General features: G+C 72.8%; 24 protein-coding genes and 1 pseudogene. 10 read left to right on the forward strand and 15 right to left on the reverse strand.

The window, feature by feature from the left end; all coding sequences use genetic code 11:
• Nucleotides 1-17 precede the first annotated feature (17 nt).
• Nucleotides 18-716: a CDP-alcohol phosphatidyltransferase family protein gene (locus AMETH_RS16505; protein WP_017982217.1), complete on the forward strand. Its 699-nt coding sequence runs from the start codon at nucleotides 18-20 to the stop codon at nucleotides 714-716.
• A complete protein-coding gene (locus tag AMETH_RS16510) occupies nucleotides 701-2263 on the forward strand; it encodes an alkaline phosphatase family protein (protein WP_017982218.1) in 1563 nt (520 codons plus the stop codon). The genes AMETH_RS16505 and AMETH_RS16510 overlap by 16 nt, the downstream gene beginning before the upstream one ends.
• Nucleotides 2264-2295: 32 nt before the next feature.
• Here the strand turns inward: AMETH_RS16510 and AMETH_RS16515 are convergent, their stop codons facing one another.
• The gene (locus AMETH_RS16515) at nucleotides 2296-2742 is read right to left on the reverse strand and encodes a nitroreductase family deazaflavin-dependent oxidoreductase (RefSeq protein ID WP_017982219.1); all 447 of its coding nucleotides are present in this window, start codon (nucleotides 2740-2742) and stop codon (nucleotides 2296-2298) included.
• A gap of 44 nt (nucleotides 2743-2786) precedes the next feature.
• Nucleotides 2787-3713 carry a LysR family transcriptional regulator gene (locus tag AMETH_RS16520; protein WP_017982220.1) on the reverse strand — a complete coding sequence of 309 codons (927 nt, stop codon included), beginning with the start codon at nucleotides 3711-3713 and terminating at the stop codon, nucleotides 2787-2789.
• A 98-nt stretch (nucleotides 3714-3811) separates the two neighbouring features.
• Here AMETH_RS16520 and mdlC point away from each other — a divergent pair, with 98 nt between their 5' ends.
• Genes mdlC through AMETH_RS42915 form a run of 3 tightly spaced genes read left to right on the forward strand, consistent with a single transcriptional unit; the run spans nucleotide 3812 to nucleotide 7166 of the window.
• Nucleotides 3812-5380, forward strand: a complete 1569-nt coding sequence (gene mdlC, locus AMETH_RS16525; protein ID WP_017982221.1) for a benzoylformate decarboxylase — start codon at nucleotides 3812-3814, stop codon at nucleotides 5378-5380.
• A 27-nt stretch (nucleotides 5381-5407) separates the two neighbouring features.
• The gene (locus tag AMETH_RS16530) at nucleotides 5408-6643 is read left to right on the forward strand and encodes an MFS transporter (RefSeq protein WP_017982222.1); all 1236 of its coding nucleotides are present in this window, start codon (nucleotides 5408-5410) and stop codon (nucleotides 6641-6643) included.
• A gap of 49 nt (nucleotides 6644-6692) precedes the next feature.
• Nucleotides 6693-7166 carry a hypothetical protein gene (locus tag AMETH_RS42915; protein WP_156131676.1) on the forward strand — a complete coding sequence of 158 codons (474 nt, stop codon included), beginning with the start codon at nucleotides 6693-6695 and terminating at the stop codon, nucleotides 7164-7166.
• A 25-nt stretch (nucleotides 7167-7191) separates the two neighbouring features.
• On the opposite strand, the pseudogene AMETH_RS42920 reads toward AMETH_RS42915, so the two are convergent.
• A pseudogene (locus AMETH_RS42920) lies at nucleotides 7192-7356 on the reverse strand (alpha/beta fold hydrolase); the annotation flags it as partial.
• An 83-nt stretch (nucleotides 7357-7439) separates the two neighbouring features.
• Between AMETH_RS42920 and AMETH_RS16540 the strand changes: the two are divergent.
• A complete protein-coding gene (locus AMETH_RS16540; protein WP_017982224.1) occupies nucleotides 7440-7634 on the forward strand; it encodes a winged helix-turn-helix transcriptional regulator in 195 nt (64 codons plus the stop codon).
• 614 nt (nucleotides 7635-8248) lie between these two features.
• Nucleotides 8249-9958, forward strand: a complete 1710-nt coding sequence (locus tag AMETH_RS16550; RefSeq protein ID WP_223843167.1) for a BCCT family transporter — start codon at nucleotides 8249-8251, stop codon at nucleotides 9956-9958.
• A gap of 44 nt (nucleotides 9959-10002) precedes the next feature.
• Here AMETH_RS16550 and AMETH_RS16555 read toward each other — a convergent pair whose 3' ends face one another.
• Entirely contained in the window at nucleotides 10003-10854 is an 852-nt protein-coding gene (locus tag AMETH_RS16555) for an SGNH/GDSL hydrolase family protein (protein ID WP_017982227.1), read from the reverse strand.
• A 257-nt stretch (nucleotides 10855-11111) separates the two neighbouring features.
• Between AMETH_RS16555 and AMETH_RS16560 the strand changes: the two genes are divergently transcribed.
• The gene (locus AMETH_RS16560; protein ID WP_017982228.1) at nucleotides 11112-12668 is read left to right on the forward strand and encodes a phosphodiester glycosidase family protein; all 1557 of its coding nucleotides are present in this window, start codon (nucleotides 11112-11114) and stop codon (nucleotides 12666-12668) included.
• A 159-nt stretch (nucleotides 12669-12827) separates the two neighbouring features.
• On the opposite strand, the gene AMETH_RS36890 is transcribed toward AMETH_RS16560, so the two are convergent.
• Entirely contained in the window at nucleotides 12828-13442 is a 615-nt protein-coding gene (locus tag AMETH_RS36890) for an alpha/beta fold hydrolase (protein ID WP_081617548.1), read from the reverse strand.
• 115 nt (nucleotides 13443-13557) lie between these two features.
• On the opposite strand from AMETH_RS36890, the gene AMETH_RS16570 reads away from it, so the two are divergent.
• The gene (locus AMETH_RS16570) at nucleotides 13558-14190 is read left to right on the forward strand and encodes a TetR/AcrR family transcriptional regulator (protein WP_017982231.1); all 633 of its coding nucleotides are present in this window, start codon (nucleotides 13558-13560) and stop codon (nucleotides 14188-14190) included.
• Here the strand turns inward: AMETH_RS16570 and AMETH_RS16575 are convergent.
• Nucleotides 14187-15026 carry a GNAT family N-acetyltransferase gene (locus AMETH_RS16575; RefSeq protein ID WP_156131678.1) on the reverse strand — a complete coding sequence of 280 codons (840 nt, stop codon included), beginning with the start codon at nucleotides 15024-15026 and terminating at the stop codon, nucleotides 14187-14189. The genes AMETH_RS16570 and AMETH_RS16575 overlap by 4 nt on opposite strands.
• 56 nt (nucleotides 15027-15082) lie before the next feature.
• On the opposite strand from AMETH_RS16575, the gene AMETH_RS16580 reads away from it, so the two are divergent.
• Entirely contained in the window at nucleotides 15083-15418 is a 336-nt protein-coding gene (locus tag AMETH_RS16580) for a VOC family protein (protein WP_017982233.1), read from the forward strand.
• Between the two features lie 48 nt (nucleotides 15419-15466).
• Here the strand turns inward: AMETH_RS16580 and AMETH_RS16585 are convergent, their stop codons facing one another.
• From AMETH_RS16585 to AMETH_RS16625, 9 genes are all read right to left on the reverse strand, one after another.
• Entirely contained in the window at nucleotides 15467-16054 is a 588-nt protein-coding gene (locus tag AMETH_RS16585; protein ID WP_017982234.1) for a GrpB family protein, read from the reverse strand.
• A gap of 10 nt (nucleotides 16055-16064) precedes the next feature.
• On the reverse strand, nucleotides 16065-16820 hold the full coding sequence (locus AMETH_RS16590; RefSeq protein ID WP_017982235.1) for a hypothetical protein: 756 nt from the start codon (nucleotides 16818-16820) through the stop codon (nucleotides 16065-16067).
• On the reverse strand, nucleotides 16760-17254 hold the full coding sequence (locus tag AMETH_RS16595; RefSeq protein WP_017982236.1) for an ABA4-like family protein: 495 nt from the start codon (nucleotides 17252-17254) through the stop codon (nucleotides 16760-16762). Before AMETH_RS16595 ends, AMETH_RS16590 begins: the two co-directional genes overlap by 61 nt.
• Entirely contained in the window at nucleotides 17251-18210 is a 960-nt protein-coding gene (locus AMETH_RS16600; RefSeq protein ID WP_017982237.1) for a hypothetical protein, read from the reverse strand. The genes AMETH_RS16595 and AMETH_RS16600 overlap by 4 nt, the downstream gene beginning before the upstream one ends.
• 47 nt (nucleotides 18211-18257) lie before the next feature.
• Nucleotides 18258-18947 (reverse strand): LLM class flavin-dependent oxidoreductase, encoded by a 690-nt coding sequence (locus AMETH_RS16605; protein WP_267283432.1) that lies wholly within the window; start codon nucleotides 18945-18947, stop codon nucleotides 18258-18260.
• 172 nt (nucleotides 18948-19119) lie between these two features.
• Nucleotides 19120-19452 carry an ArsR/SmtB family transcription factor gene (locus AMETH_RS16610; protein ID WP_017982238.1) on the reverse strand — a complete coding sequence of 111 codons (333 nt, stop codon included), beginning with the start codon at nucleotides 19450-19452 and terminating at the stop codon, nucleotides 19120-19122.
• A 38-nt stretch (nucleotides 19453-19490) separates the two neighbouring features.
• Entirely contained in the window at nucleotides 19491-19931 is a 441-nt protein-coding gene (locus AMETH_RS16615; RefSeq protein WP_038533147.1) for an ATP-binding protein, read from the reverse strand.
• Nucleotides 19932-20033: 102 nt separating this feature from the next.
• Nucleotides 20034-21011, reverse strand: coding sequence for a pirin family protein (locus AMETH_RS16620; protein WP_017982240.1), 978 nt, complete (start codon nucleotides 21009-21011; stop codon nucleotides 20034-20036).
• A gap of 130 nt (nucleotides 21012-21141) precedes the next feature.
• Nucleotides 21142-21546 carry a nuclear transport factor 2 family protein gene (locus AMETH_RS16625; RefSeq protein ID WP_017982241.1) on the reverse strand — a complete coding sequence of 135 codons (405 nt, stop codon included), beginning with the start codon at nucleotides 21544-21546 and terminating at the stop codon, nucleotides 21142-21144.
• Between the last annotated feature and the right edge of the window lie 29 nt (nucleotides 21547-21575).

Below are 21575 nucleotides of genomic sequence, written 5' to 3' on the forward strand. Positions count from 1 at the left end.
GAAGGGACACGATCACGATGATCGTCCAGACCCAGCGTGGCACGGTTGCCGCCGGCCGGGAACAGGCCCTGGCGGCGTGCGGCCTGATCGTGCTGCTGAACGTGCTCGCGATGACCCTCGGCCTGGGGGTGCCGGGCTGGCTCGCCGGCGCCGCCTACGGCGCGGCGTTGCTGGGCCTGCTCGGCGCCGCGTTGCGCCGGTCCGGCCGGCCGGTGCTGGGGCCCGCGGACCGGGTCACGCTCGCCCGCGCGACGCTCGTCGGCGGCGTCGTCGCGCTGGTCGCCACCGGGCTGTCCGGGCCGGTGCTGGTCGCGCTGGCGGCGGTCGCGCTCGCGCTGGACGCGGTCGACGGCCAGGTCGCCCGCCGCACCGGGACCGTGTCGCCGCTGGGCGCGCGGTTCGACATGGAGGTGGACGCCTTTCTGATCCTCGTGCTCTGCGTGCCGGTCGCGCTGACGCTGGGGCCGTGGGTGCTGCTGATCGGCGCGATGCGCTACGCGTTCGTGGTGGCCGGGTGGCTCGTGCCGTGGCTGCGCGGGCCGCTGACGCCTAACCTGGCGCGCAAGGCGGTCGCCGCGGCGCAGGGCGCCGCGCTGGTCGTGGTGGTCGCCGATGTGCTGCCCCGGCCCGTGGCGGTGGTCGTGGCCGGGGGCGCGCTGGCGGCGCTGGTGTGGTCGTTCGGCCGTGATGTGGGGACGCTGTGGCGGAACCGGTGACCGCGCGCCGGGTCGCGGCGGACGTGCTCGCGTGCGTGCTCGTCGTCGCCGCCCTGGTCGTGCCGAACAACCTGGCGCTGTTCGGGCCCGCCACGCTGCTGCGGATCCCGGTGGAGGCGGTGGCCGGCGTCGCGCTGATGCTGGTCCTGCCGCCGTGCGGACGGCGGATCGTGGCCGCCGTGGCCGGTGCCGTCCTCGGGGTGCTGGTGCTGTTCAAGATCGCCGACATCGGGTTCCACCGCGCGTTCGACCGCCCGTTCAGCCTGGTGTTCGACTGGAGCTTCGCCGGGCCGGCGCTGAGCCTGCTCGGCGGGTTCGCGCGGGTCGCCGCCGTGGCCGGCGCGGTGCTGGCCGCCGTCGCGCTGGTGCTGTTGACGACCTGGGCGGCGATGCGGCTGGCGCGGGTCGCCACGGACCACCGCGCGGTCTCCGCGCGGGTGGTCGCCGTGCTGGCGGTCGTCTGGATCGTGGCCGCGCTGACCGGGTTGCCGCTGGCGTCCCGCACGACCGCCGCGCTGGCCTACCGCGAGGCGCGCGCCGTCGCCTCGGATCTGGCGGACCAGCGTGAGTTCGCCGCCGAAATGGCGGCCGACGCCTTCCGCGGCACCCCGTCCGACCAGTTGCTGACCTCGTTGCGGGGCAAGGACTTCCTGCTCAACTTCGTGGAGAGCTACGGCCGGGTCGCGGTGGACGACCCCGGGGTGACCGCGTTGCTCGACTCCGGCTCCGCACGGTTGCGGGCCGCCGGGTTCAGCGCTCGCAGCGCGTTCCTCACGTCCTCGACCAGCGGCGGGGGCAGCTGGCTCGCGCACTCCACGATGGAGTCCGGGCTGTGGGTGGACAACCAGCAGCGCTACCGGACATTCGTGGGCAGCGACCGGCTGACCCTCTCCGGCGCGTTCGCGCGGGCGGGCTGGCGCACGGTCAACGTGCAGCCGGAGAACGGCGCGGACTGGCCGGAGGGCGCGGTCTACCGGTTCGGCCGGCTGTACGACGGCCGCAACATCGGTTACCGCGGCCCGAACTTCTCCTACGCGGCGATGCCCGACCAGTTCACGCTGTCGGCGTTCCACCGCGACGAGATGACGCCCGGGCACGTGCCGTTGATGGCGGAGCTCGATCTGGTGTCCAGCCACTGGCCGTGGGCTCCGCTGCCCCGGATGGTGGACTGGGGCACTGTCGGCGACGGCTCGACTTTCACCCACACCGGTCCGTCCGTGGACGAGGTGTGGTCCGATCCGGCGCGCGTGCGGGCCGCCTACGGCGACGCCGTCGAGTACTCGTTGTCCGCGTTGCTCTCCTACGTGGAGACCTTCGGCGACGACAACCTGGTCCTGGTGTTCCTCGGCGACCACCAGCCCAACACCTCGGTGACCGGCGAGGGCGCGAGCCGCGACGTGCCGGTGACGCTGGTGGCGCGCGATCCGGCCGTGCTGGACCGCATCACCGGCTGGGGCTGGCAGGACGGGCTCCGCCCGGCCCCGGACGCGCCGGTCTGGCCGATGAGCGCGTTCCGGGACCGGTTCCTGACCGCCTTCGGGCCGTGACCCTGTGCGGTTTCAGTCAGGGCGGCTTGCAGTCAGTGCGGCGCGGGCGCGGGTTCCAGCACCAGCACCGGGATCTGCCGTTCCGTGGACTCCTGGTACTTCGCGTACTGCGGGAATACCTCGACCGCGCGCTTCCACCACACTTCGCGTTCGTCGCCTCCCGCCTCGCGCGCGACCATGTCGAACACCTGCTCGCCGTCGCGGACCTCGACCCGCGGGTCGGCCAGCGCGTTGAGGTACCAGACCGGGTTCTTCGGCGCCCCGCCCAGCGACGCGACGGCCGCGTAGACCCCGTCGTGCTCGACGCGCATCAGCGGCGCCTTGCGCAGCTTCCCAGACTTCCGCCCGACCGTCGTCAGCACGATCACCGGCATCCCCTGCACCGACACGCCCTTCGTGCCGCCCGAGCCCTCGATCTGCTCGACCTGGTTGCGGGACATCGTCATCGTGCCGGGCTCGTACTCGCCTGTCAGCGGCATCCGCGGGTCCTTCCGTTCAAGATCGCTTTCCGCGCGCAACGCCGTCACGGCAGAAGTGATTCCCGGATGGCCGGTTCGGACAGGACTTCGCGCATGAACGCGGTCAGCCAGTGCTGCGCCGGGGTGCGGGCGTGGCCGTGCCGCGCGTACACCGAGACCTGCGCGGGCTCGATGTCGAACGGCAGCTCCAGCAGCCGCACGCGGTGGTCGGCCGCGAAGACGTCGGCGACCAGCCGCGGGACCATCGCGACCAGTTCGCTGTCCTGCACCAGGTACGGCAGCGTCGAAAACCGCGTCACCTCCAGCACCACCCGGTCCAGCAGGCCACGCGCCTCCAGCGCCCGGCGCGGGCCGTGGTGCCCGGTGGGACCGAACACCGCGATGTGCTGCTCGCGCGTCAGGTCGGCGAGCGTCGCGGAGGTGCCGCGCAGCCGGGGGTGACCGGCGGCGACCATGCCGACGTAGCCCTCCGCGAACAGCGGGATCCGCGCCACCCGCTGCGAGCTGATCAGCGGTGACGCGACGAACGCGTCGATCTCGCCGCGGCCGAGCTGGTCCACCGCGCTGTCCACGTCCAGCGGCCGCACGGTCAGCGTGACCCCGGGCGCCCGCGACGGCAGCGCCGCCATCAGCCGGGGGAGCAGCGACACCTCGCCGAGGTCCGACAGGCACAGCGTGAACCGGGCACGCGCCGTCGCCGGGTCGAACGTGTGCGCGCCGCTCAGCGTGGATTCGATCTCGGCCAGCGCGTGGTGCAGCGACGGGTACAGGGCCTGCGCGGTGGTCGTCGGGGCCAGGCCGCCGCCGGTGCGGCGGAACAGCTCGTCGGAGAAGCGGCGGCGCAGCTTCTGGAGGCTGTAGCTCACCGTCGGCTGAGTGACGTGCAGTGACTCCGCGGTCGCCGTGACGCTACGGGTCTCGTAGAGCAGCACGAACGTCCGCACGAGGTTGAGGTCGAAGTCGCGCATCATCGATCCCGTCTATGAGGGCGGTCGGCAACATTGATTGGAGCACGGGCGGATGATCTGCCACTCTCGGGGCTACCCCAGTGCCGAGGAGGACACCGCGCATGCCGACAGTCCGGAGGATCGCCCACGAGTTCCTGGAACGCCGTGGCCTCACCACGATCTTCGGCAACCCCGGCTCGAATGAGCTGCCGTTCCTGGCCGGACTGCCGGACGGCTTCACCTACGTCCTCGGCCTGCACGAGGGCGTCGTGGTCGGGATGGCCGACGGGTACGCCCAGGCCACCGGCCGCCCGGTGCTGGTCAACCTGCACGCGGCCGCCGGCTCCGGCAACGCGATGGGCGCCCTCACCAACGCCGTCTACTCCCGCTCGCCGCTGGTCCTGACCGCGGGCCAGCAGGTCCGCTCGGCGATCGGGCTGGAGGCGATGCTCGCCAACGTCGACGCCACCCAGCTGATGCGCCCGCTGGCCGGCTGGTCCGGCGAGCCCAGCTGCCCCGGCGACGTGCCGCGCTCGCTCGCGCAGGCCGTGTTCGAGGCCGAACTGCAGCGCCGCCCCACCTACCTGTCGGTGCCCTACGACGACTGGTCCGCCGAGATCGACGACAACCCGGTCCTCGACCGCACGGTCCGCCGCGGCCTGTCACCGGACGAGGGCCAGCTCGACGACCTCGCCCGCCGGCTCGACACCGCGCGCAACCCGGTGCTGGTGCTCGGCGGCGACATCGACACGCTCGGGCTCTTCGAGCGCGCGGTGTCCTTCGCCGAGCACCGCGCCCTGCCGGTGTGGGTGGCCCCGTCGCCGCACCGGCTGCCGTTCCCCAACCGGCACCCGCTGTTCCGCGGCGTCCTGCCCGCCGGGATCGGTTCCGTGTCGGCCGAACTCGACGGCCACGACCTGGTCCTCGTGCTGGGCGCGCCGGTGTTCCGCTACCACCAGCACGTGCCCGGCCCGTTCCTGCCCGAGGGCGCCACACTGGTCCAGGTCACCGACGACCCGGGCGAGGCGGCCCGCGCGCCGATGGGCGAGTCGCTCGTCGCGAGCGCTGGCGCGGTCCTGGACGGCCTGCTCGCGCGGCTGCCCGCCCGGGAGCCGGGGGAGACGGCGTTCGTGCCGAACCCGGCGGCGGCCACCGGCGAGCGGGCGCTGCACCCGGAGCAGGTGTTCGCCGCGCTGCGCGAGACCCAGCCCGCCGACACTGCCTACGTGGTGGAGTCCACATCGACCAACTCGGCGTGGTGGCGGCAGATGGACCTGCGCCGCCCCGGCTCCTACTTCTGGCCCGCCGCAGGCGGACTCGGGTTCGGCATGCCCGCCGCGGTCGGGGTCGCGATGGGCCTGCCCGGCCGCCCGGTGGTCGGCGTCATCGGCGACGGCTCCGCGAACTACGGCATCACCGCGCTGTGGACCGCGGCCAGGTACCGGGTGCCGGTGACGTTCGTGATCCTGCGCAACGGCACCTACGGCGCGCTGCGCTGGTTCGCCGACCTGCTGGGCACCACGGACGTGCCGGGCACCGAGATCCCCGGCCTGGACTTCGCCGCGATCGCCGCCGGTTACGGCGTGCCTGCCACCACGGTGTCCGATGTGGACGACCTGCACGCACAGCTGAAGACCACCCCCACCGGACCCCGCCTGATCCAGGTGGACACCGAACTGACCACGCCCTAGTCCCCACACCCCACAAGGAGAACGGCAATGACGACGTCTCCCACCCGCTCGGTCTGGACGGCGGTGCTGTGCTGGCTGACCGTCCTGCTCGAGGGTTACGACCTGGTCGCGCTCGGCGCCACGATCCCGACCCTGCTCAAGACCGGGCACCTCGGGTTCACCGCGGCCGGCGCGACCGCCGTGGCCACCGTGTCGCTGATCGGCGTCGCGGTCGGCGCCGCCGCGCTCGGCCCGCTGACCGACCGCTTCGGACGGCGCATCATGCTCATCGGCTCAGTGCTGCTGTTCTCGGTGTTCACGCTGGTGCTGCCGCTGGCGCCGAACGTGGCCACCTTCGGAGTGTTCCGCTTCGTCGCCGGGCTGGGCCTCGGCGCGTGCATGCCGGTCGCGCTGACCGTGATGTCGGAGAACCTGCCCGCGCGGCGCCGGGCCAGCGCCTCCACCTTCACGATGACCGGTTACCACGTCGGCGCGGTGCTCACCTCGTTGCTCGCGCTGGCCGCGGTGGAGAACTGGCACGTGCTGTTCTATGGGGGCGGCATCGCCGGCCTGCTCGTGGTGCCGATCATGTGGCGGAAGCTGCCCGAGTCGGCCGCCTACCTGGAGGCGAAGCAGGACGCGCAGAAGTTCAGCGTCCGCGACCTGATCGGGCCGAAGTTCCGGCGCATCAGCATCGCCGTGTGGACGGGCTCGTTCATGGGCCTGCTGCTGGTGTACGGCCTGAACACCTGGCTGCCGCAGCTGATGCGCACCGCGGGCTACCCGCTGTCCACGTCGATCACCCTGCTGCTGGTCCTCAACATCGGCGCGGTCATCGGGCTGGTGCTCGCCGGGACGATCGCCGACCGCTTCGGGATCCGCCCGGTCGCGCGGATCTGGTTCGGCGCCGGCGCGGTGCTGCTGGCGCTGCTGAGCCTGAAGATCGGCAACAGCTTCGCGCTCAACGCGCTGGTGCTGCTGACCGGCGTGTTCGTGTTCTCCGCGCAGGTGCTGATCTACGGCTACGTCGCGCACGCCTTCCCGGCGCAGGCGCGGGGCACCGCGCTCGGGATGACGTCGGCGATCGGACGGCTGGGGTCGATCCTCGGCCCGTTCGTGACCGGCGCGCTGGTGACCGCCGGCGTGGCCTACCCGTGGGGTTTCTACTTCTTCGCGGTGGTCGCGGCGCTCGGCCTGTGCGCGATCCTGCTGCTGGGTTCGGGCAAGCGTGACGCGGCCGCGGTGGCGCAGGCGTCACCCGCGCAGGAAGGGCTCCAGCACTGACAGCAGCTCGGCGGGCCGGTCGAGCGGGATGATGTGCCCGCAGTCCGGGATGAGCCGGCTGGTCAGGTCGTCGGTGACCGGCCGCAGCTGGCGGGCGCGTCGCTGCCTCGATCTGCCCGGCGGTGCGCGGCAGCTCCCGGTAGAAGGAGAAGGCGCGGCGCAGGGCGGCGGTGCCGGTGTAGGCAGTGACGAAAGCGTCCCGGATGCCGTCCGGGACGCCCCGCCCGCGGGTGCCCGCGGCGAGGAAGAAGCCCAGGTAGGCGGCTTCGTGGCCGGCGAGGACCTCCTCGGCGAGGCCGGGGACCGCGTGGAACCCGAACCACCACGGCGGCCCGGCCGCGAGGAAGTCCTCGCCGCCGGGCAGCGTGCCCAGCAGCGACTCCATCACGACCAGGCGGCGGACCCGGTCCGGGTGCCGCAGGGCGAGCAGGCCGCGGGCGGGGTGCCTGCGTCGATGCCCACGACGGTCGCCGACGGTTCGCCGAGGGCGTCCAGGATGCCCAGCGCTGGTCCGGGGCGATGACGCGGTGGGTGCGCGCCAGTGCGGGCAGCACCTCCTGCCAGAGCTGCCAGGTGTGCCAGAAGCCATGCAGCAGCAGCACGGCGGGGCCGCTTCCCGCGGTGGCGACGGTGGTCTCGATACCGTTGGTGCGGACCCTGCTCAGGGCGACGGGCATGGTGCTCCTTGCACTGGTCACCATTGGTGACCACATCAACGCCGGTAACCGGCGGCGAGCCGGGAAGACGGCACCTCCGGCACAGGTGGTGAGTTCGAGGTGACCAACGGGCGCAGAAGATGCTGTCGGCGACGCTCCGGAGCCTCGTCCTGGACGGCCTCGCGCAGCGGCGCGTGGAGGCGACGGTGCCGCCCAGCGTGCACTGCCGGCTCACCGACCTGGGCCTCTCGCTGGAGTCGGCGCTCGCGGTGGTGCGCGACTGGGCGGAGACACACATGGCCGAGATCGACCGCGCGGCGGCGGAGGGATCTTGAAGCCGATCGTGCGGTGGTGCTCTGTCGAATCTGACGAGAGTGACCTCAGTGGACCGGCCTCGTCGCCGGCGCGCCTTCGAAGGCGGCATGGTGCTTAGCCGGACTCGACGAACCGGGAGGCGAGCCGGGCCGAGGGGAGGCCAAGGCCGGGAATCCGCACCCTCGCGTGCCACCTGCCGTGCGACGGCACGTCCGGAGTGGCGGCGGCGTCCGTGTCGATGTGGATGCTGCCTCGGAGGTCACGGAGCAGAGCCGTGAGCTCCTCCTCTCCTGGGGCCCCCAGGTTGTTCACGATGTCGGGCGGAGGGCCCGGCGCGCAACACCCGACGGCGCTGACCGACGCTTCCCTCACCCGTCCAGCGCAGCGATCGTCGCTGATGCGATCTTGCTCACAATCGTGCGCTCTCGAACAGTGTTCCCGTCCCGGCCGTGTCCGAACTGTGTCGAACCTGCCATTCCGCAGGTAGTGCCGCCAATGAGCACCCGGAAAGCGGGCCTTGAGGTTGCCCATTTCCTCCCCATCGGTAACGGTAGGTCGACCAATGATTTAGGTTTGACCCGTTCGGGTTACCGCATGCGAAAGGAGGCCGCGCCCCTCGCGACGGCGCGTGCGTATGTCTGCTGACTCTGAAACCGAGGCCCGCGCAAGAGTTCCCGAGGAGACCGGTATCGCCGGGCACCTCCCGGACGAGCACGTGCCTCCGGTCGGCGACGCGGCGGGCACGCCGCGCACCGACCGCACGGTGTTCGGGGTCGCCGCGGCACTGGCGCTGGCGATCATCGTCTGGGGGGTCGCCTCGCCGAGCAGCCTGGCGAACATCGCGGACACCGTGCTCAACGACGCGGTCATCCCGTACGGCGGCTGGGCGTTCGTCCTCGCCGCGAGCGGCTTCGTGGTCTTCGTCGTCGCGCTGGCGGTCAGCCGCTACGGGCGCATCCGGCTGGGCCGGGACGACGAAAAACCCGAGTTCCGCACCGCGTCGTGGATCGCGATGATGTTCAGTGCCGGCATGGGCATCGGCCTGATGTTCTTCGGCGTGTACGAACCGGTGTCGCACCTGGCCAGCCCGCCGCCGGGCACCGCGGCCGCCGGCTCCGACGAGGCCGTGCACACCGCGATGGCCACGACCCTGTTCCACTGGACCGTCCACCCGTGGGCGATCTACGCCGTCGTCGGGCTCGCCATCGCCTACAGCACGTTCCGCCGCGGCCGCAGCCAGCTGATCAGCGCGGTGTTCGCGCCGCTGCTCGGCAGGCGCCGCACCGAAGGCCCGCTGGGCAAGGCGATCGACGTGATGGCGATCTTCGCGACGCTGTTCGGCTCGGCCGCCTCGCTGGGCCTCGGCGCGCTGCAGGTCGGCGGCGGCATGGCGTCAGTCGGCTGGATCGACAGCCCGGGCACCGGCCTGCTGGTCGGCATCATCGCGATCCTCACCGTCGCGTTCATCGCCTCGGCGGTGTCCGGCATCGCCAAGGGCATCCAGTGGCTGTCCAACATCAACATGGTGCTGGCCGCGCTGCTCGCGGTGTTCGTGCTCGTGGTCGGCCCGACGGTGCTGATCCTGAACCTGGTACCCAGCGCGATCGGCGACTACTTCCGCGAGCTGGCCGAGATGTCCGGCCGTTCCGGCGTGACCGGCGGCGCGGAGATGCAGACCTGGCTGTCCGGCTGGACGGTCTTCTACTGGGCCTGGTGGATCTCCTGGACCCCGTTCGTCGGCATGTTCATCGCCCGGATCTCCCGCGGCCGCACCATCCGCCAGTTCGTCCTCGGCGTCATCGCGGTGCCGAGCGTGGTCAGCCTCGTGTGGTTCGCGATCTTCGGCGGCGCGGCGATCCAGAAGCAACGGTCCGGGGTGGACATCGCGGGCGCGGGCAGTTCCGAGTCCGCCACCTTCACGCTGCTGGAGCACCTGCCGTGGTTCGTGCCGATGGCGATCCTGGTGATGATCCTGGTGTCGATCTTCTTCGTCTCCGGCGCGGACGCCGCGTCGGTGGTGATGGGCACGTTGTCGCAGAAGGGATCGGTCAACCCGCACCGCAACGCGGTGATCTTCTGGGGTGTGCTGACCGGTGCGGTCGCGGCGGTGATGCTGCTCGTCGGCGGGGAGGACGGGCTGACCGGCCTGCAGAACCTCACCATCCTGGTGGCGGTGCCGTTCGTCGTCGTGATGATCGGGCTGTGTGTGTCGCTGTACCGGGACCTGCGCAGCGATCCGATGGTGATCCGGGAACGCGAGATGCTGCGCTCGCTGGCCGAGATCCACGAGGAGCGCACCGGCGACGAGCGCAGGCGCCGCCGCCTGCGCGCCCGCCGGACCTGATCCGCCACGGCCACCCGGGCCCGGGCTCGGGTGGCCGTGGCGGATCAGTCGAGCCCGAGCGCCTCGAGCGTCTCGCCGGCCATTTCGGCCTCACCGAGCGCGTTCGGGTGCACCACCACCGGGTTGCTGCCCTGCAGGAACGGCTCGATCCAGCGGACGCCCGCGGGCTGGCACGCGTCGTGCCCCTCCGAGGCGACGGAGAAGTCCACATAGGTCACGCCGGTTTCTTCGGCCGCGCGGCCGACCGCGTCGTTGAGCGTGGCCTGCAGGCTGCGCAGGTACGCCACATCGCCCTCCGCGACGGGCATCCTGTCGAAGCAGCCGCCGGTCGCGGGCAGGATCCACGGGTAGCCGAGGATCGCGACCTCGGCGTCGGGAGCCTTGTCCCGCACGGCTCGCAGCGCGTCCACGAGCGCCGGGTAGGTCTTGTTCCGGACGGTGTCCTCGAAACTGCTCCCGAAGGTGTCCTTGCAGGGGCTGCCCTTGCCGCCGGCGAGGATGCCGGTCGAGCCGCAGGCGAGCAGCGCGCCGATGAAAACGCCGCTGTCGTTGCCGCCGATGGTCATCGTGATCAGATCGGTGCCCGCCTCGACGGCGTCCAGCTGCGGCGGCACGCCCGGGTACTGGGCGGTGGTCAAGTGCCTGGTCTCGGCCGCGCCGCAGGTGACGTCGGTGAGGCTCGCGCCGATCTCGTCCGCGAGGACGTGCGGGTAGTTGCCGCTGGAGCGCAGGCACAGCGGGGAGGCGTCCGGATCGGACGGTGGCACGCCGGAGGCGGCACTGTAGGAGTCGCCCAGCGCCACGTAGTCGAGGGAGTCGGCGTGGGCGGCGGGTGCGGCGGCGAGGGTGGCGGTCGCGGTGGCCGCGGCGAGGGTCGCGGCGAGTCGGCGGGGCATGGCTGGTCTCCCGGGCGTCGTTGGCGGGTACCGGAATCTACTGACGAGTAGGTAAGTGATCGTCGGGCATCCGGGAAACGCTTGTCAAGGAGCCGGACAGGGCTTTCCGGCTCTCCTCGTGCGGTCGCGTCGAGACTTCGCGCGCCGGGCCATCACGGGCATGACAACTCCCGGCGCGCTGAGCCTTCCGCTGACGTTCATCCGTGCTACGGCTCTCGGTCGGCTGTCCGTCGGGTGCCGCGGCTGGACTGCCCCGCGTGCTCGCGTTGAAGATCAAGGCCGCCGCCTGCCTGGCGCTCGTCGCCGCGACGCTGCCCGCCCCCGCGCAGGCCGCGCCCGAACCCGGCTGGGGCGGGGACGGCCTGACCTGGACCACGACCGCGATCGCGCCGGGCGTCGAGGTGCGCTCGGGCGTGCTGCAGCGGCCGACCGCGCCGTACTGGACCGTGACCGTCGCCGCGCCCGCGACGAACGTGCTCACCGGCGCCGCCACGGTCGTCGACCTGGGCAGCGCCGGGTGGGCTTCGGCGACGGCGGAACGCCTTGCGGCAGCGGGCTTCCCGGCCCGGCAGGAGGTCGTGCGCCGGCCGTCCTACACCGACACGCCCCGCGGGGTCGCGGGCGTGCGGGTGCGGACCGGGAAGTTCGCTACGCAGGCCGAGGCGCAGACGACGGTGACCGCGCTGCGGGCGGCGGGTTTCCCGACCGCGACGGCGGCCTGGACCGGCTACGACGTGGACCAGGCCCCGGACGCCGAGCGGGTGCACGTCGCCGTCGTCGACCCGCGCGCGTTCCGCGGTTCGGTCGAGGCCTCGCACGGCGAAACGGTCGCGACGCGGGAGAAGACCTCCACCCTGGCCTCGAAGCTCGGCGCGCTGGTGGCCGTCAACGGCGGGTTCTTCGTGACCTCCGACGCCGACGGGTACCAGGGCGTGCCTGCCGGGCTCGCGGCCTACGACGGGCGGCTGGAGTCGCTGTCGGCAGGCTCGCGGGCGGCGCTCGTGCTGGGACCAGGGCCGGCGCGGATCGCGAACCTGACCTCGACGGTCACCGTCCGGTCCGGCGGGGCCGTGCACGCCGTGGAGGGCGTCAACCGCAAGCCGGGCGTGCTGCGCAACTGCGGGCGGCCCGGCGCGGTGCCGACGACCGCGGCGCGCCAGGACTTCACCTGCACCAGCGCGGACGAGCTGGTGTTGTTCACCGACGCGTTCGGCGCGGCCCTGCCTGCCGGGGCGGGCACGCAGGTCGTGCTCGACGCGTCAGGCGTGGTGCTCTCGGCGGGGGCGCGGGGTGGTGTGCTGCTGCCCGGGCAGTCGGCGGTGCAGGGTATCGGGACGTCGGCGGACTGGCTGGCCACTCACGCCGTGGCGGGGCGGCGGCTACTGGTGGACTCGCGGGTGCGGGAGGCCTCGGGCTTCCCCACGGTGACGCCGCGCTCGGTGGTCAGCGCCGCGCCGCTGCTGCTCCGCGACGGCCGGCTCGCGGTCGACGCCGCGACCGAGGGTGTGCTGGACCCGCGGGACCTGTCGTTCGGTTACGCGTGGTCGCAGCAGCGCCAGCCGCGCACGATGGCCGGCATCGACGCACGCGGCCGTCTGCTGCTGGTGACCGTCGACGGGCGGCAGCCCGGAGTGAGCGAGGGCGTGACGCTGGTGGAGGGCGCGCGGCTGATGCGGTCGCTCGGCGCGGTGGACGCGCTGAACCTCGACGGCGGCGGCTCCAGCGCGATGGTCGTCGCCGGAGCGGTGGTGAACCGGCCCTCGGACGCGGCGGGGGAGCGTGCGGTCGGCGACGTGGTCGCGGTGCTGCCCTGAACACTAGGGTCACTCGCTTCCGGAGACCTGGGCGGCGGTGCGCTCGCGGGCCAGGAGCCGGCGCAGGGCGGCGAGGACCTCGGCGGGCGCCTTCTCCATGACGAAGTGCCCGCCGTCCGGGATCAGGGTGAGTTCGGCGCGGGGGATCCCGGCGGCGAGCTACTCGGCGATCGTGGTGCGCAGGTAGTCGTCGCCGGTTCCCCACACGATCGCCGTGGGGCAGGGGATGTCGCCGAGCCCCGCGGCGAGGTCGGCGCGGGCGGGCACGCGGTACTGGCTGAAGCAGTGCAGCACCCAGCGGGCGCCTTCGGGGTCGCGCATCCAGCCGAGGTAGTCGTCGAGGGTCTCGCGGTCGAAGACGCCGTCCCGCAACGGTTTTCGCAGGGCCGCGTCCTTGATCCCGGCCAGTGGCAGGACTTTCGCGAACGCGCCCGCGAGCGGACTGCGGCCGAGCGAGCCTGCCCGGGAGAACACGGCGTACCAGGCGGGTACGAAGGTGCGGTGGGCGCGGCTGTTGAGGATCGCGAGCCGGCGCACGCGCTCGGGGTGGCGCTGGGCGAAGCCGAGGGCGAGGAAGCCGCCGTAGTCGTGGCCGAAGAGGTTGACGTCGCCGATCCCGAGGGCGTCCAGGACGCGCCCGAGGTGGGCGACCTCGGTGTCGTAGTCGAACCGCAGGTCCGTCCGCCGTTCCGAGGCTCCCCAGCCGAGCCAGTCGAGGGCGAGGACGCGGTGGTGCTCGGCGAGCGCCGCCGACCCGCACCGAGCGCGGCTCAGCGGTCTGGGACATGGGTTGCCTCCGTACTTCTTGCGATCGTTGCAAGAGCGGGTTCACGGTAGCAGGCCGCGGGGAGTTCTTACAACGGATGCAGGAACGCGTAGGGTGTCCGGCATGACCACCGGGGACGTCAAGGCGCGCGATCCGCGGAAGCAGCGGACGATCGACGCCCTGCTCGCGGCTGCCGAACAGGTCTTCGCCCGCCGCCCGGTCGACGAGGTGACGGTCGAGGAGATCGCCGAGTGCGCCGGGGTCGCGGTCGGCTCGATCTACAACAACTTCGGTTCCAAGGCCGGCCTGCACGCCGCGGTCGTGGAGCGGGCGCTGGACGTGGACCGCGAATACATGGACCGCGCCTACCCGCCGGACCGCTCGCCGGTCGAGCAGCTCGAAGCCGCCGCCGAGCAGTACCTGCGCTTCTACCTTGAGCAGCCGGAGTTCTTCCGGATGCTCGCCTTTCCCGCGCCGCTGGGGAACTACTCCGCCGCGGCCGAGACCGCCGCCCGGCTCGCGCACCGGGTGGACGAACAGAACGCGCGCATGATCGACGCGATCGAACGGGGCATCGCGGCCGGGCTGATCCGGCCGCTGGACGCACGCAAGGCCGCGAAGGTGCTCTGGGCGAGCTGGAACGGCGTCATCAGCCTCGCCTGGCGCCCCGACGAACTGCGCGAGGACGAAGAGGGGCTGGCGGAACTCCTGTCGCTGGCGGCGGACCTCGTCGCCTGGGGGCTGCGCCGGGTCTAGGCGGCCCGGCGCAGGTCGAGGCGCGCGGGGAGCGGCCGGAACCCGGCGGAGCGGTAGGTGGCGACGGCGGCGGTGTTGGTGCTCGGGGTGCAGACGAACCCGCACGACGAGCCCAGCTCGCGTAGCGCGGCCGCCGCGGCGAGGGTGATCGCCCTGCCGTGACCGCGGCCGCGGTGGTCCCGGTGCACGCCCATCGGCTCCAGCAGACCGGGCCTGCCCGGACCGGCGGACCACACGGTCACCGCCCCCACCGGCGTGTCCTGGTCGTGGCCGACGAGGCACCGCGCGTCGGCGTACGGCGGCGCGGAGGCCATGTCGCGCCATTGCTCAGCGGTGAACGTCGACCCGTCGAAGGCGGCCCGTTGCACCGCGGCGCGCACGTGTGCCCCCTTCGGTCCGGTCACCTCGATCCGCAGACCCTGGTCCGGCACGGCCTCGGCGAGGTCACGCACCAGCGGTGTCCAGGCGTCGCCGTCGTGCCAGCCGTCGCCGCGCAGCAGGTCCCGGACCAGCGCGCCCGGCGGGGTCTCCAGGAACACCTCGCCCGCGGGCAGGAAGCCGCGCTCGGGCCGGGTCAGGTCGCCGGCCAGCTGCCGCGCGAGTTCATCGTCCCGGCGGAGGTCCGGCGCGACCGTGAGGCGCAGCAGGCCGGGCTCGTCCAGCAGCCCCACCGCGACGATCCGCCCGTCCCGGCTCCACGTCCGGACCGCCGCGGCCATCGTGTCCGCGCCGAACCGCCAGAACCAGCCGAGGTCGCCCGGATGCAGCTGCACCGGCGCCGCGTCGTGCTGCCAGGTCCGCAGCGCGTGCACGGCCTCGTCCAGGATGGTCCCCACACCGTCGATCAGACACCACCGCACTGCGGCCGCGCACCCGGTTTTACGCTGGGCCGATGGATCTCTTCGCCGGCATCCCGGTCAGCGACTACCCGGCCGCCCGCGAGTGGTACGAGCGGTTGTTCGGCCCCATCGCCTTCGAGCCGAACGACGTCGAGGCGGTGTGGGAGCTGGCCGAGCACCGGTACGTCTACATCGAGCACCGCCCGGAGCACGCGGGCCACGCCCAGCACACGATCTTCGTGGACGACCTCGACGAGGTGGTCGCCGGAATCGCCGGCCGGGGCCTGGAACCGGCCCAGCGGAAGACCTACGACAACGGCGTCCGCAAGATCACCTACCGCGACGCGGACGGCAACGAGATCGGCTTCGGCGGCGCGCCGGTCGGGTGAAATGCGGTTGCTCCGGCTCACTTGTCCGCTCCCGCGGAGGGCCCGCGCCTAGAGCATCCCGGCCGCGCGGAACAGCCGGTCGTAGATGTCGCGGATCGTCTGCTGCTTGCGGGCGTTGTAGTCCATCACGGTGCCGCCACCGGGGACCGCGGCCAGCTTCGCCTCCCGGTAGCGCTCGCGGTCGTCCGGGTGCGTGCGCAGCCAGTCGCGGAAGAGGCGGTGCCGGATGGCCTCCGGACAGTCCGGCCCGTACACGTGCAGGTTCACCCGCGGCTCAGCCAGTGTCAGGCACCGGTGTTCGTGGAAGGACGGCTCCCGAATCGCCAGCACGTACCCCAGCCGCTCCAGCGGCGGCACGTACGTGTGCTCCGCCCGCGGGTCGGCGACCGTCAGGTCGACGTCGATGACGTCCTTCGCGGCGAGGCCGGCCACGGAGGTCGATCCCACGTGCTCCAGGTCCAGCGCCGCCGGGCCCAGCGCCGTGCGGATCCCCGCCGCCAGGTTCCGGTAGCGGCGCGGCCAGTCCGGGTCGTACGGCTCGATCCGCACGGGCGCCGGCGCGGGCGGGCCGTGCACCCACGGGTTCTCGTCCGGGTCGGGGTCGTGATGCCGGGTGATCTCCGCGAACGTGGCCACTCCCGCGAAGCTAGCAGCCCCAGATGCCGCCTTCCAGCTCGTCCCCGGCGCCGCCCGGATGGCCCGCCGCCATGCCGAACGCCGTCATCGCCGCGTCGAAAGCGTCCTCTGTGGACGCCGCGATGTCCCGGAACGCCGGGGGAAGCCCGGCGACGGCGCGGGCGCGGGCCGCCGGGTCGCTCTTGGTGACGCCGCCGGTGAACATCCGCGGGTACACCTCGGCCGCGAACGGCGGCCGAGGCGGGTCGAACGGCCAGACCCGGAACCCGGCGCCCGCCAGCCGGTGCAGCGCCCGCATCCCGTGCAGCGACCCGCGGCCCACCTGCCCCGCCCCGACGAGCTGGAACACCGACTTCGCCGGGAACCCGGCGGCGCGCGCGGCTTCCTCGGTGCGCCGGAACTCCTGCGACGGCAGCAGTCCCGCCTTGCCGGTGGTCCAGAACGGCGGCTCCGGCGCGGCGAGCCACCGCGCCAGGCCGTGCTCCCGCATCAGGGGCGTCAGCGACTCCTCCGCGAGGGCGGCCCACAACCCGCGCGCGGCAAGTCCGCGTTCCCGCAGGTACCAGGCGGGCAGCGAGAACGCGAAGTCCAGCCCCACCACGAGGTCGGCCGTCGCGGTCCCGATCAGCCAGTCGACGACCTCCTCGCGGCTGCGCCCGTTCTCCAGCCGCACCAGCTCCCCGCCGGCCACCTCGGCGACCCAGATCACCCGCCGCTGTGCGGGGCCGGCTCGCCCGGACCAGTCGACGGCGACGACACGTGCCACGAGCCGATCGTGGCACGCCGGGCGGCGACCGCGCGAACCGCCAGGTAGGTCAGCAACCCGAAGGGCGACAACAGGATCGTCAGCACCAGGATCGGCGCCAGGACCGCGTGGGGCACGCCGCGCTCCCGCGCGTCGGAGTACATCCACCGGCCGATGAACAGGTCGAACGCGATCAGGTGCGCCCAGATCGCCGCCGTGCCTTCCGGCGTGCCCAGGAACGCCCGCAGCGTCTCCAGGTCCGGCCTGCTCACCACCGACCACAGCGTGCCGAAGTCGCCGACCGCGAACACGGTGTAGACCACCAGGGGCGGGAGGACGATCCACGGTGACGCGATGATCCGCCGCGTCACCCACCACCCCGGCGCGAGGATCATCAGCGCCCAGAACGGCGCGGCCAAGCAGAACGTGATCTGGAACAGAGTCGTCGTGCTCATGCCGCGCTCACTTCCGGACGACGGGAACCGGCGGCCAGCGACCACACCGCGCCGGCCGCCACGGCGACCACGATCCCGGCGAGCGCGGCCAGGGGCCGGGCGTCCGGATGGATCAGCGGCTGCCCGCGCAGGGCCTGCCACGTCACGAGCGCGACCAGGCCCGCGTAGCCGAACCCGGCCACCGCCACCAGCCGCGCCCGCACGACCCCGGACCGCAGGCGCGCCACCCGGCGGGCCAGCACGGCCAGCAGGAGCGCGAACAACGGCAGGACCTGCAGCGCGTGCATGCCGACGAAGTGCGGGATCCGCAGGTCGCCGCCGGTCGTGCTCCAGCCGGTGACGGGCATGCCCGGCCCGCCGTCCGCGACGCCGACGCTGTGCGCGCCGATGAGACCTTCGAACGTGCCGTTCCGCATCGAGCGCACCTGCTCGCCGGTGGGGCCGATCATCAGCCCGCCGAGCCCGAGCCCCGCCAGCGACACGACCGCGCCGAGCCGGATGGCCCAGCGTGCGGCCGCATCGCTGATCTCCGTGCGCAGCAACAGGATCGTGAGTACGAGCGCGCCCGTCCACAGCGCCGCGATCGAGATGCCCATGACCGTGAACAGCGTGGCGTCGAACGCGGTGGCGGCGTTGAAGTGACTCGCCCGGCCGCGGACCACCTGCAGCACGATGATCGCGTACTCGGCCAGCACGATCACGGCGATCGCGGTCGACACGCGCGCGGCCAGGCGCTGCCCGCGCCGCAGGAGCGTGAGCATCCACGCCCATGTCACGCAGTACAGCGCGATCGAGACGGCGAACTTGAGCGGCTTGAGCCAGATCGGCGCGCCGAGCAGGACCCGGTCGTCGAGGGCGAGGCCGCCCAGCGACACGACGGTCATGCCGGCCATGATCCCGGCGGTCCACATCATCGGGCGGTGCCAGGCCGAGACCCGGCCGAGCAGGGTTGTCATCGCACGTCTCCTCCCAGCCGGATAGCGTTACTATCCACTACGGGAAGTTACGCTATCCATCCTGAGGGAGTCCACAGGATTGGCACTAACGGAGGAGCGCCTCGCCGAGTTCGCGCCAGAACCGCCGTGCGGTCGCGCCCGGTCCGATGTCGATCACCTGCATGGCGACGTGATCCGCCCGCTTCGAGGTGCCGGCGCAGCTTGCCCGTGATGGTCGCCAGGTCGCCCCAGAAGACGAGATCGTCGACGATCCGGTCGCTGCCGCTGCGGGCGAGGTCGTCCTCGGTGTAGCCGAGGCGCCGGAACTTCGCGATGTTGTACGGCGTGGTCAGGTATGTGTGCAGGTGTTCCCGCGCGACCGTGCGGGCGGCCGCGGGATCCGTCTCGAACAGCACGGCATGCTCGACGGCCAGGAACGCGCGATCCCGGGCGAGTTCGAGCATCTTCGGGCCGTATGCGGCCAGGATGCGACGGATCGGCGCCGCGGGTTTCCGCGAGTCGAGTTCGTCGAGGTAGTCGCGCATGGCCGTGCGCGGCTTGACGCCGGGGTGCGGCTCGCCGCCGAATCCGAGGCCGAGGAGGTGCCGGCCGGGGTAGGCGTCGGCCAGCAGAGCGGCCGCGCCGTGTGCGGAGTGGGCCGGGTGCGACCAGATCTGCGCGATGCCGTTGACGACCCGCAGCCGCTCGGTGGCCGCGAGCGGGAGGCCGGCCTGGGTGAACGCCTCGCGCCCGCCCACCTCGGGGAACCAGAACGCGCGCCAGCCCTGCTCTTCCAGTTCTCACACCGACTCGCGCATCAGCCCGGCGGGCTGGTGTTCGAAGTCGAACGTGTAAAAGCCGAATGCGCCCAGATCATAGATCGACGTATCGCAGATTATCGATGTGATCCGGCACGGGGGCGGGGGAGCGCTACAGGGTCTTGCCGAGCACCGCGACCAGCTCGGCGATGCGCTGCTCGTCGCGCTTGTAGTGGGTCCACTTGCCGACCCGGGTGGCGCGCACGAGGCCGGCGCGCTGCAGCTCGGCCAGGTACGCCGACACCGTCGACTGCGCCAGCCCGGCCTTGGCCTGGATGTGGCTCACACACACGCCGACCTCGGCCGGATCGGCGATCGCCTGCTCGACGGGGAAGTGCCGCTCGGGCTCGCGCAGCCAGGTCAGCAGCTGCAGGCGCACCGGGTTCGACAGCGCCCGCAGCGCGCGGACGACCTCGGGGTCCGGGGTGACCGCGGCTTCCGTCATGGCACCCAGGTTATCCGGGCGGGCGCGAGCCGGGCTGCTCACACCTCGCGCGGCGGTGCGGTCGGGCAGGGGTCCCAGCAGTAGGCGGCGCAGTCAATGGTCGCCCACACCGTCTTCCCGCCGTCCGGGGCGTGCCTGCTGCCCCAGTCGCGGGCGACCGCGTTCACGATGTGCAGGCCGCGTCCGCGCCGGTCCGCCGGGGCGCTGTCCGTCAGCACCGGCATCCGCGAGGAGTCGTCGTCGACTTCGAGGTGGATCCGGCAGGGGTCCTCGTCCCGGTGCAGCCGCAGCCGGCGGGGGCCGCCGCCGTGGTCGTAGGCGTTGGTGACCAGCTCGGTGGCAGCCAGGAGCACCGCCGTCAGGTGGTCTTGCCCGAGATCCGCCAGTGCCGATGCCGCCCAGCGCCGCACCGCGACCAGCGGGGGCACGGCGCTGGGCTCGAAGTCGAGCACCAGCGCGGCGCGGTCCGGATCCGACATGTCCACGTGCCGCCACCCCTCTCCGCCCTGTTTGCTCAAAGCGGTTGGTGCTGTCTACCCTGCGGTGGCAAGTGGAAAACCACTGCCCCCGGCTGCGCGGCGCTACGCCGTCGGGTTCCGGCGCGGTGTGATGCGCGCGTGCGGCAGCCCGGGCGCGGGCAGCCGGGACACCGCGCCCCGATAGCCGTCGACGCGCCCGAACTGGTCGGACTCCGCCTGCCAGGCCTCGCGGTAGGCGGCGATCTCCTCGTGGCTGCGGCCCACGAAGTTCCACCACATCACGATTTCCTCGGTGAACGGCGTGCCGCCGAGCAGGAGTACCCGCGCCGGGCCGCTGCCGTCGTTGACCAGTTCCAGGGCGGCCGCGCCGGGCGCGAGGTAGGCGAGGTCGCCACTGGTCAGCTGCGTGCCCGCGACGGTCACGCCGCCGGTGTCCTGCAGTACGCCGTGCTCGAAGGCGGGGTCGACGTCCAGCTCGAGGCGCGCGCCGGGCGCCAGGGTGAGCTCTGCGCCGAGCAGGGGCGTGAAGGTCGGGACCGGCGAGGTGCTGCCGGCGAGCCCGCCCAGGAAGACGCGGACTGCCGCGCCCGGCACCTCGACGACCGGAGGCGCGTAGTGCCGGAAGTCGCGCGCGGTGTGCCGGTGCTCGTCCGGCAGCGCGATCCACAGCTGGACACCGTGCAACGTAGTGGTGTCCGGTGTGGACACCTCCGAGTGCGCGATGCCGTGCCCGCCGGTCATCAGGTTAAGTTCGCCGGGGCGGACGAAGGCGTGCGTGCCGAGGCTGTCCCGGTGCTCGACCTCGCCGGTGAACAGCCAGCTCGCGGTCTGCAGCCCGGTGTGCGGGTGCGGGGCGACGTCCATCCCGCCGGTGGCCGCGACGTCCTCCGGGCCGTAATGGTCGGCGAAGCACCACGCGCCGATGAGGGACCGCTGCCGCTGCGGCAGGGTGCGGCGCACCCGCATCGCGCGCGGTCCGCCCAGCGGGACGTCCCGGGGCGTCAGCACAGTCACGGTGCGCGCGGGCGCGGGCGGGTCACCGCACACCAGTTCGGCGGGGTCCGCCTCCACGTTGCTCATGGGTTCATCCTGCCATCCGCAGGCGGCGGATGGCCGGGGCTCAGCGGGTGTCGGCGCGGGGGAGGCCCCCGTCGGGGCCCCATCGACGGCGTGCAGATCACCACCGTCGGCTCGGCCGACCCGCGGCGGTTCACCGGGCGCCGAGCTCGGCGGCGACCTCCGCGTTGATCCGCTCGAACTGCTCGCCCATCCGTGCGGCCAGCGCGGTGGCCGCCGACAGTGGCCGCACCATCACCATCAAGTCGTCGATCCGGCCCTGCTCGTCCAGGTGCAGCAAGTCGCAGCCGGTGAGCTGCTTGCCGTCGGCCGTCGCCTCGAAGACGAGCGCGTGGTCACGCCCGCCGGCGTCGGCGATCTCCCGCACGTAGCGGAAGTCCTCGAACACCCGCACCACGGCGCGCAGGATCGCGGCGGTGTCGGCCTTTCCGCGGTACGGCTTGAAGGCCACCGGACTGGTGAACACGACGTCGTCCGCGAGCAACGCCGCCATGCGGGCCTCGTCGCCTGCCTCCACGGCTTCCCGGACCGGATGCATGGCCGCGAGGGTAGCGGCGCCACCCCGGC

The organism is Amycolatopsis methanolica 239 (genome assembly GCF_000739085.1).
Taxonomy (GTDB): Bacteria; Actinomycetota; Actinomycetes; order Mycobacteriales; family Pseudonocardiaceae; genus Amycolatopsis_E; species Amycolatopsis_E methanolica.

What these genes read in the sequence shown, in the direction of transcription:
- AMETH_RS16505 (WP_017982217.1), top strand. Translation starts at nt 18, where the DNA reads ATGATCGTCCAGACCCAGCGTGGCACGGTTGCCGCCGGCCGGGAACAG.
- AMETH_RS16515 (WP_017982219.1), bottom strand. Translation starts at nt 2,742, where the DNA reads ATGCCGCTGACAGGCGAGTACGAGCCCGGCACGATGACGATGTCCCGC.
- AMETH_RS16520 (WP_017982220.1), bottom strand. Translation starts at nt 3,713, where the DNA reads ATGATGCGCGACTTCGACCTCAACCTCGTGCGGACGTTCGTGCTGCTC.
- mdlC (WP_017982221.1), top strand. Translation starts at nt 3,812, where the DNA reads ATGCCGACAGTCCGGAGGATCGCCCACGAGTTCCTGGAACGCCGTGGC.
- AMETH_RS16530 (WP_017982222.1), top strand. Translation starts at nt 5,408, where the DNA reads ATGACGACGTCTCCCACCCGCTCGGTCTGGACGGCGGTGCTGTGCTGG.
- AMETH_RS42915 (WP_156131676.1), top strand. Translation starts at nt 6,693, where the DNA reads ATGAGCCGGCTGGTCAGGTCGTCGGTGACCGGCCGCAGCTGGCGGGCG.
- AMETH_RS16540 (WP_017982224.1), top strand. Translation starts at nt 7,440, where the DNA reads ATGCTGTCGGCGACGCTCCGGAGCCTCGTCCTGGACGGCCTCGCGCAG.
- AMETH_RS16550 (WP_223843167.1), top strand. Translation starts at nt 8,249, where the DNA reads ATGTCTGCTGACTCTGAAACCGAGGCCCGCGCAAGAGTTCCCGAGGAG.
- AMETH_RS16555 (WP_017982227.1), bottom strand. Translation starts at nt 10,854, where the DNA reads ATGCCCCGCCGACTCGCCGCGACCCTCGCCGCGGCCACCGCGACCGCC.
- AMETH_RS16570 (WP_017982231.1), top strand. Translation starts at nt 13,558, where the DNA reads ATGACCACCGGGGACGTCAAGGCGCGCGATCCGCGGAAGCAGCGGACG.
- AMETH_RS16580 (WP_017982233.1), top strand. Translation starts at nt 15,083, where the DNA reads ATGGATCTCTTCGCCGGCATCCCGGTCAGCGACTACCCGGCCGCCCGC.
- AMETH_RS16595 (WP_017982236.1), bottom strand. Translation starts at nt 17,254, where the DNA reads ATGAGCACGACGACTCTGTTCCAGATCACGTTCTGCTTGGCCGCGCCG.
- AMETH_RS16600 (WP_017982237.1), bottom strand. Translation starts at nt 18,210, where the DNA reads ATGACAACCCTGCTCGGCCGGGTCTCGGCCTGGCACCGCCCGATGATG.
- AMETH_RS16610 (WP_017982238.1), bottom strand. Translation starts at nt 19,452, where the DNA reads ATGACGGAAGCCGCGGTCACCCCGGACCCCGAGGTCGTCCGCGCGCTG.
- AMETH_RS16615 (WP_038533147.1), bottom strand. Translation starts at nt 19,931, where the DNA reads ATGTCGGATCCGGACCGCGCCGCGCTGGTGCTCGACTTCGAGCCCAGC.
- AMETH_RS16620 (WP_017982240.1), bottom strand. Translation starts at nt 21,011, where the DNA reads ATGAGCAACGTGGAGGCGGACCCCGCCGAACTGGTGTGCGGTGACCCG.
- AMETH_RS16625 (WP_017982241.1), bottom strand. Translation starts at nt 21,546, where the DNA reads ATGCATCCGGTCCGGGAAGCCGTGGAGGCAGGCGACGAGGCCCGCATG.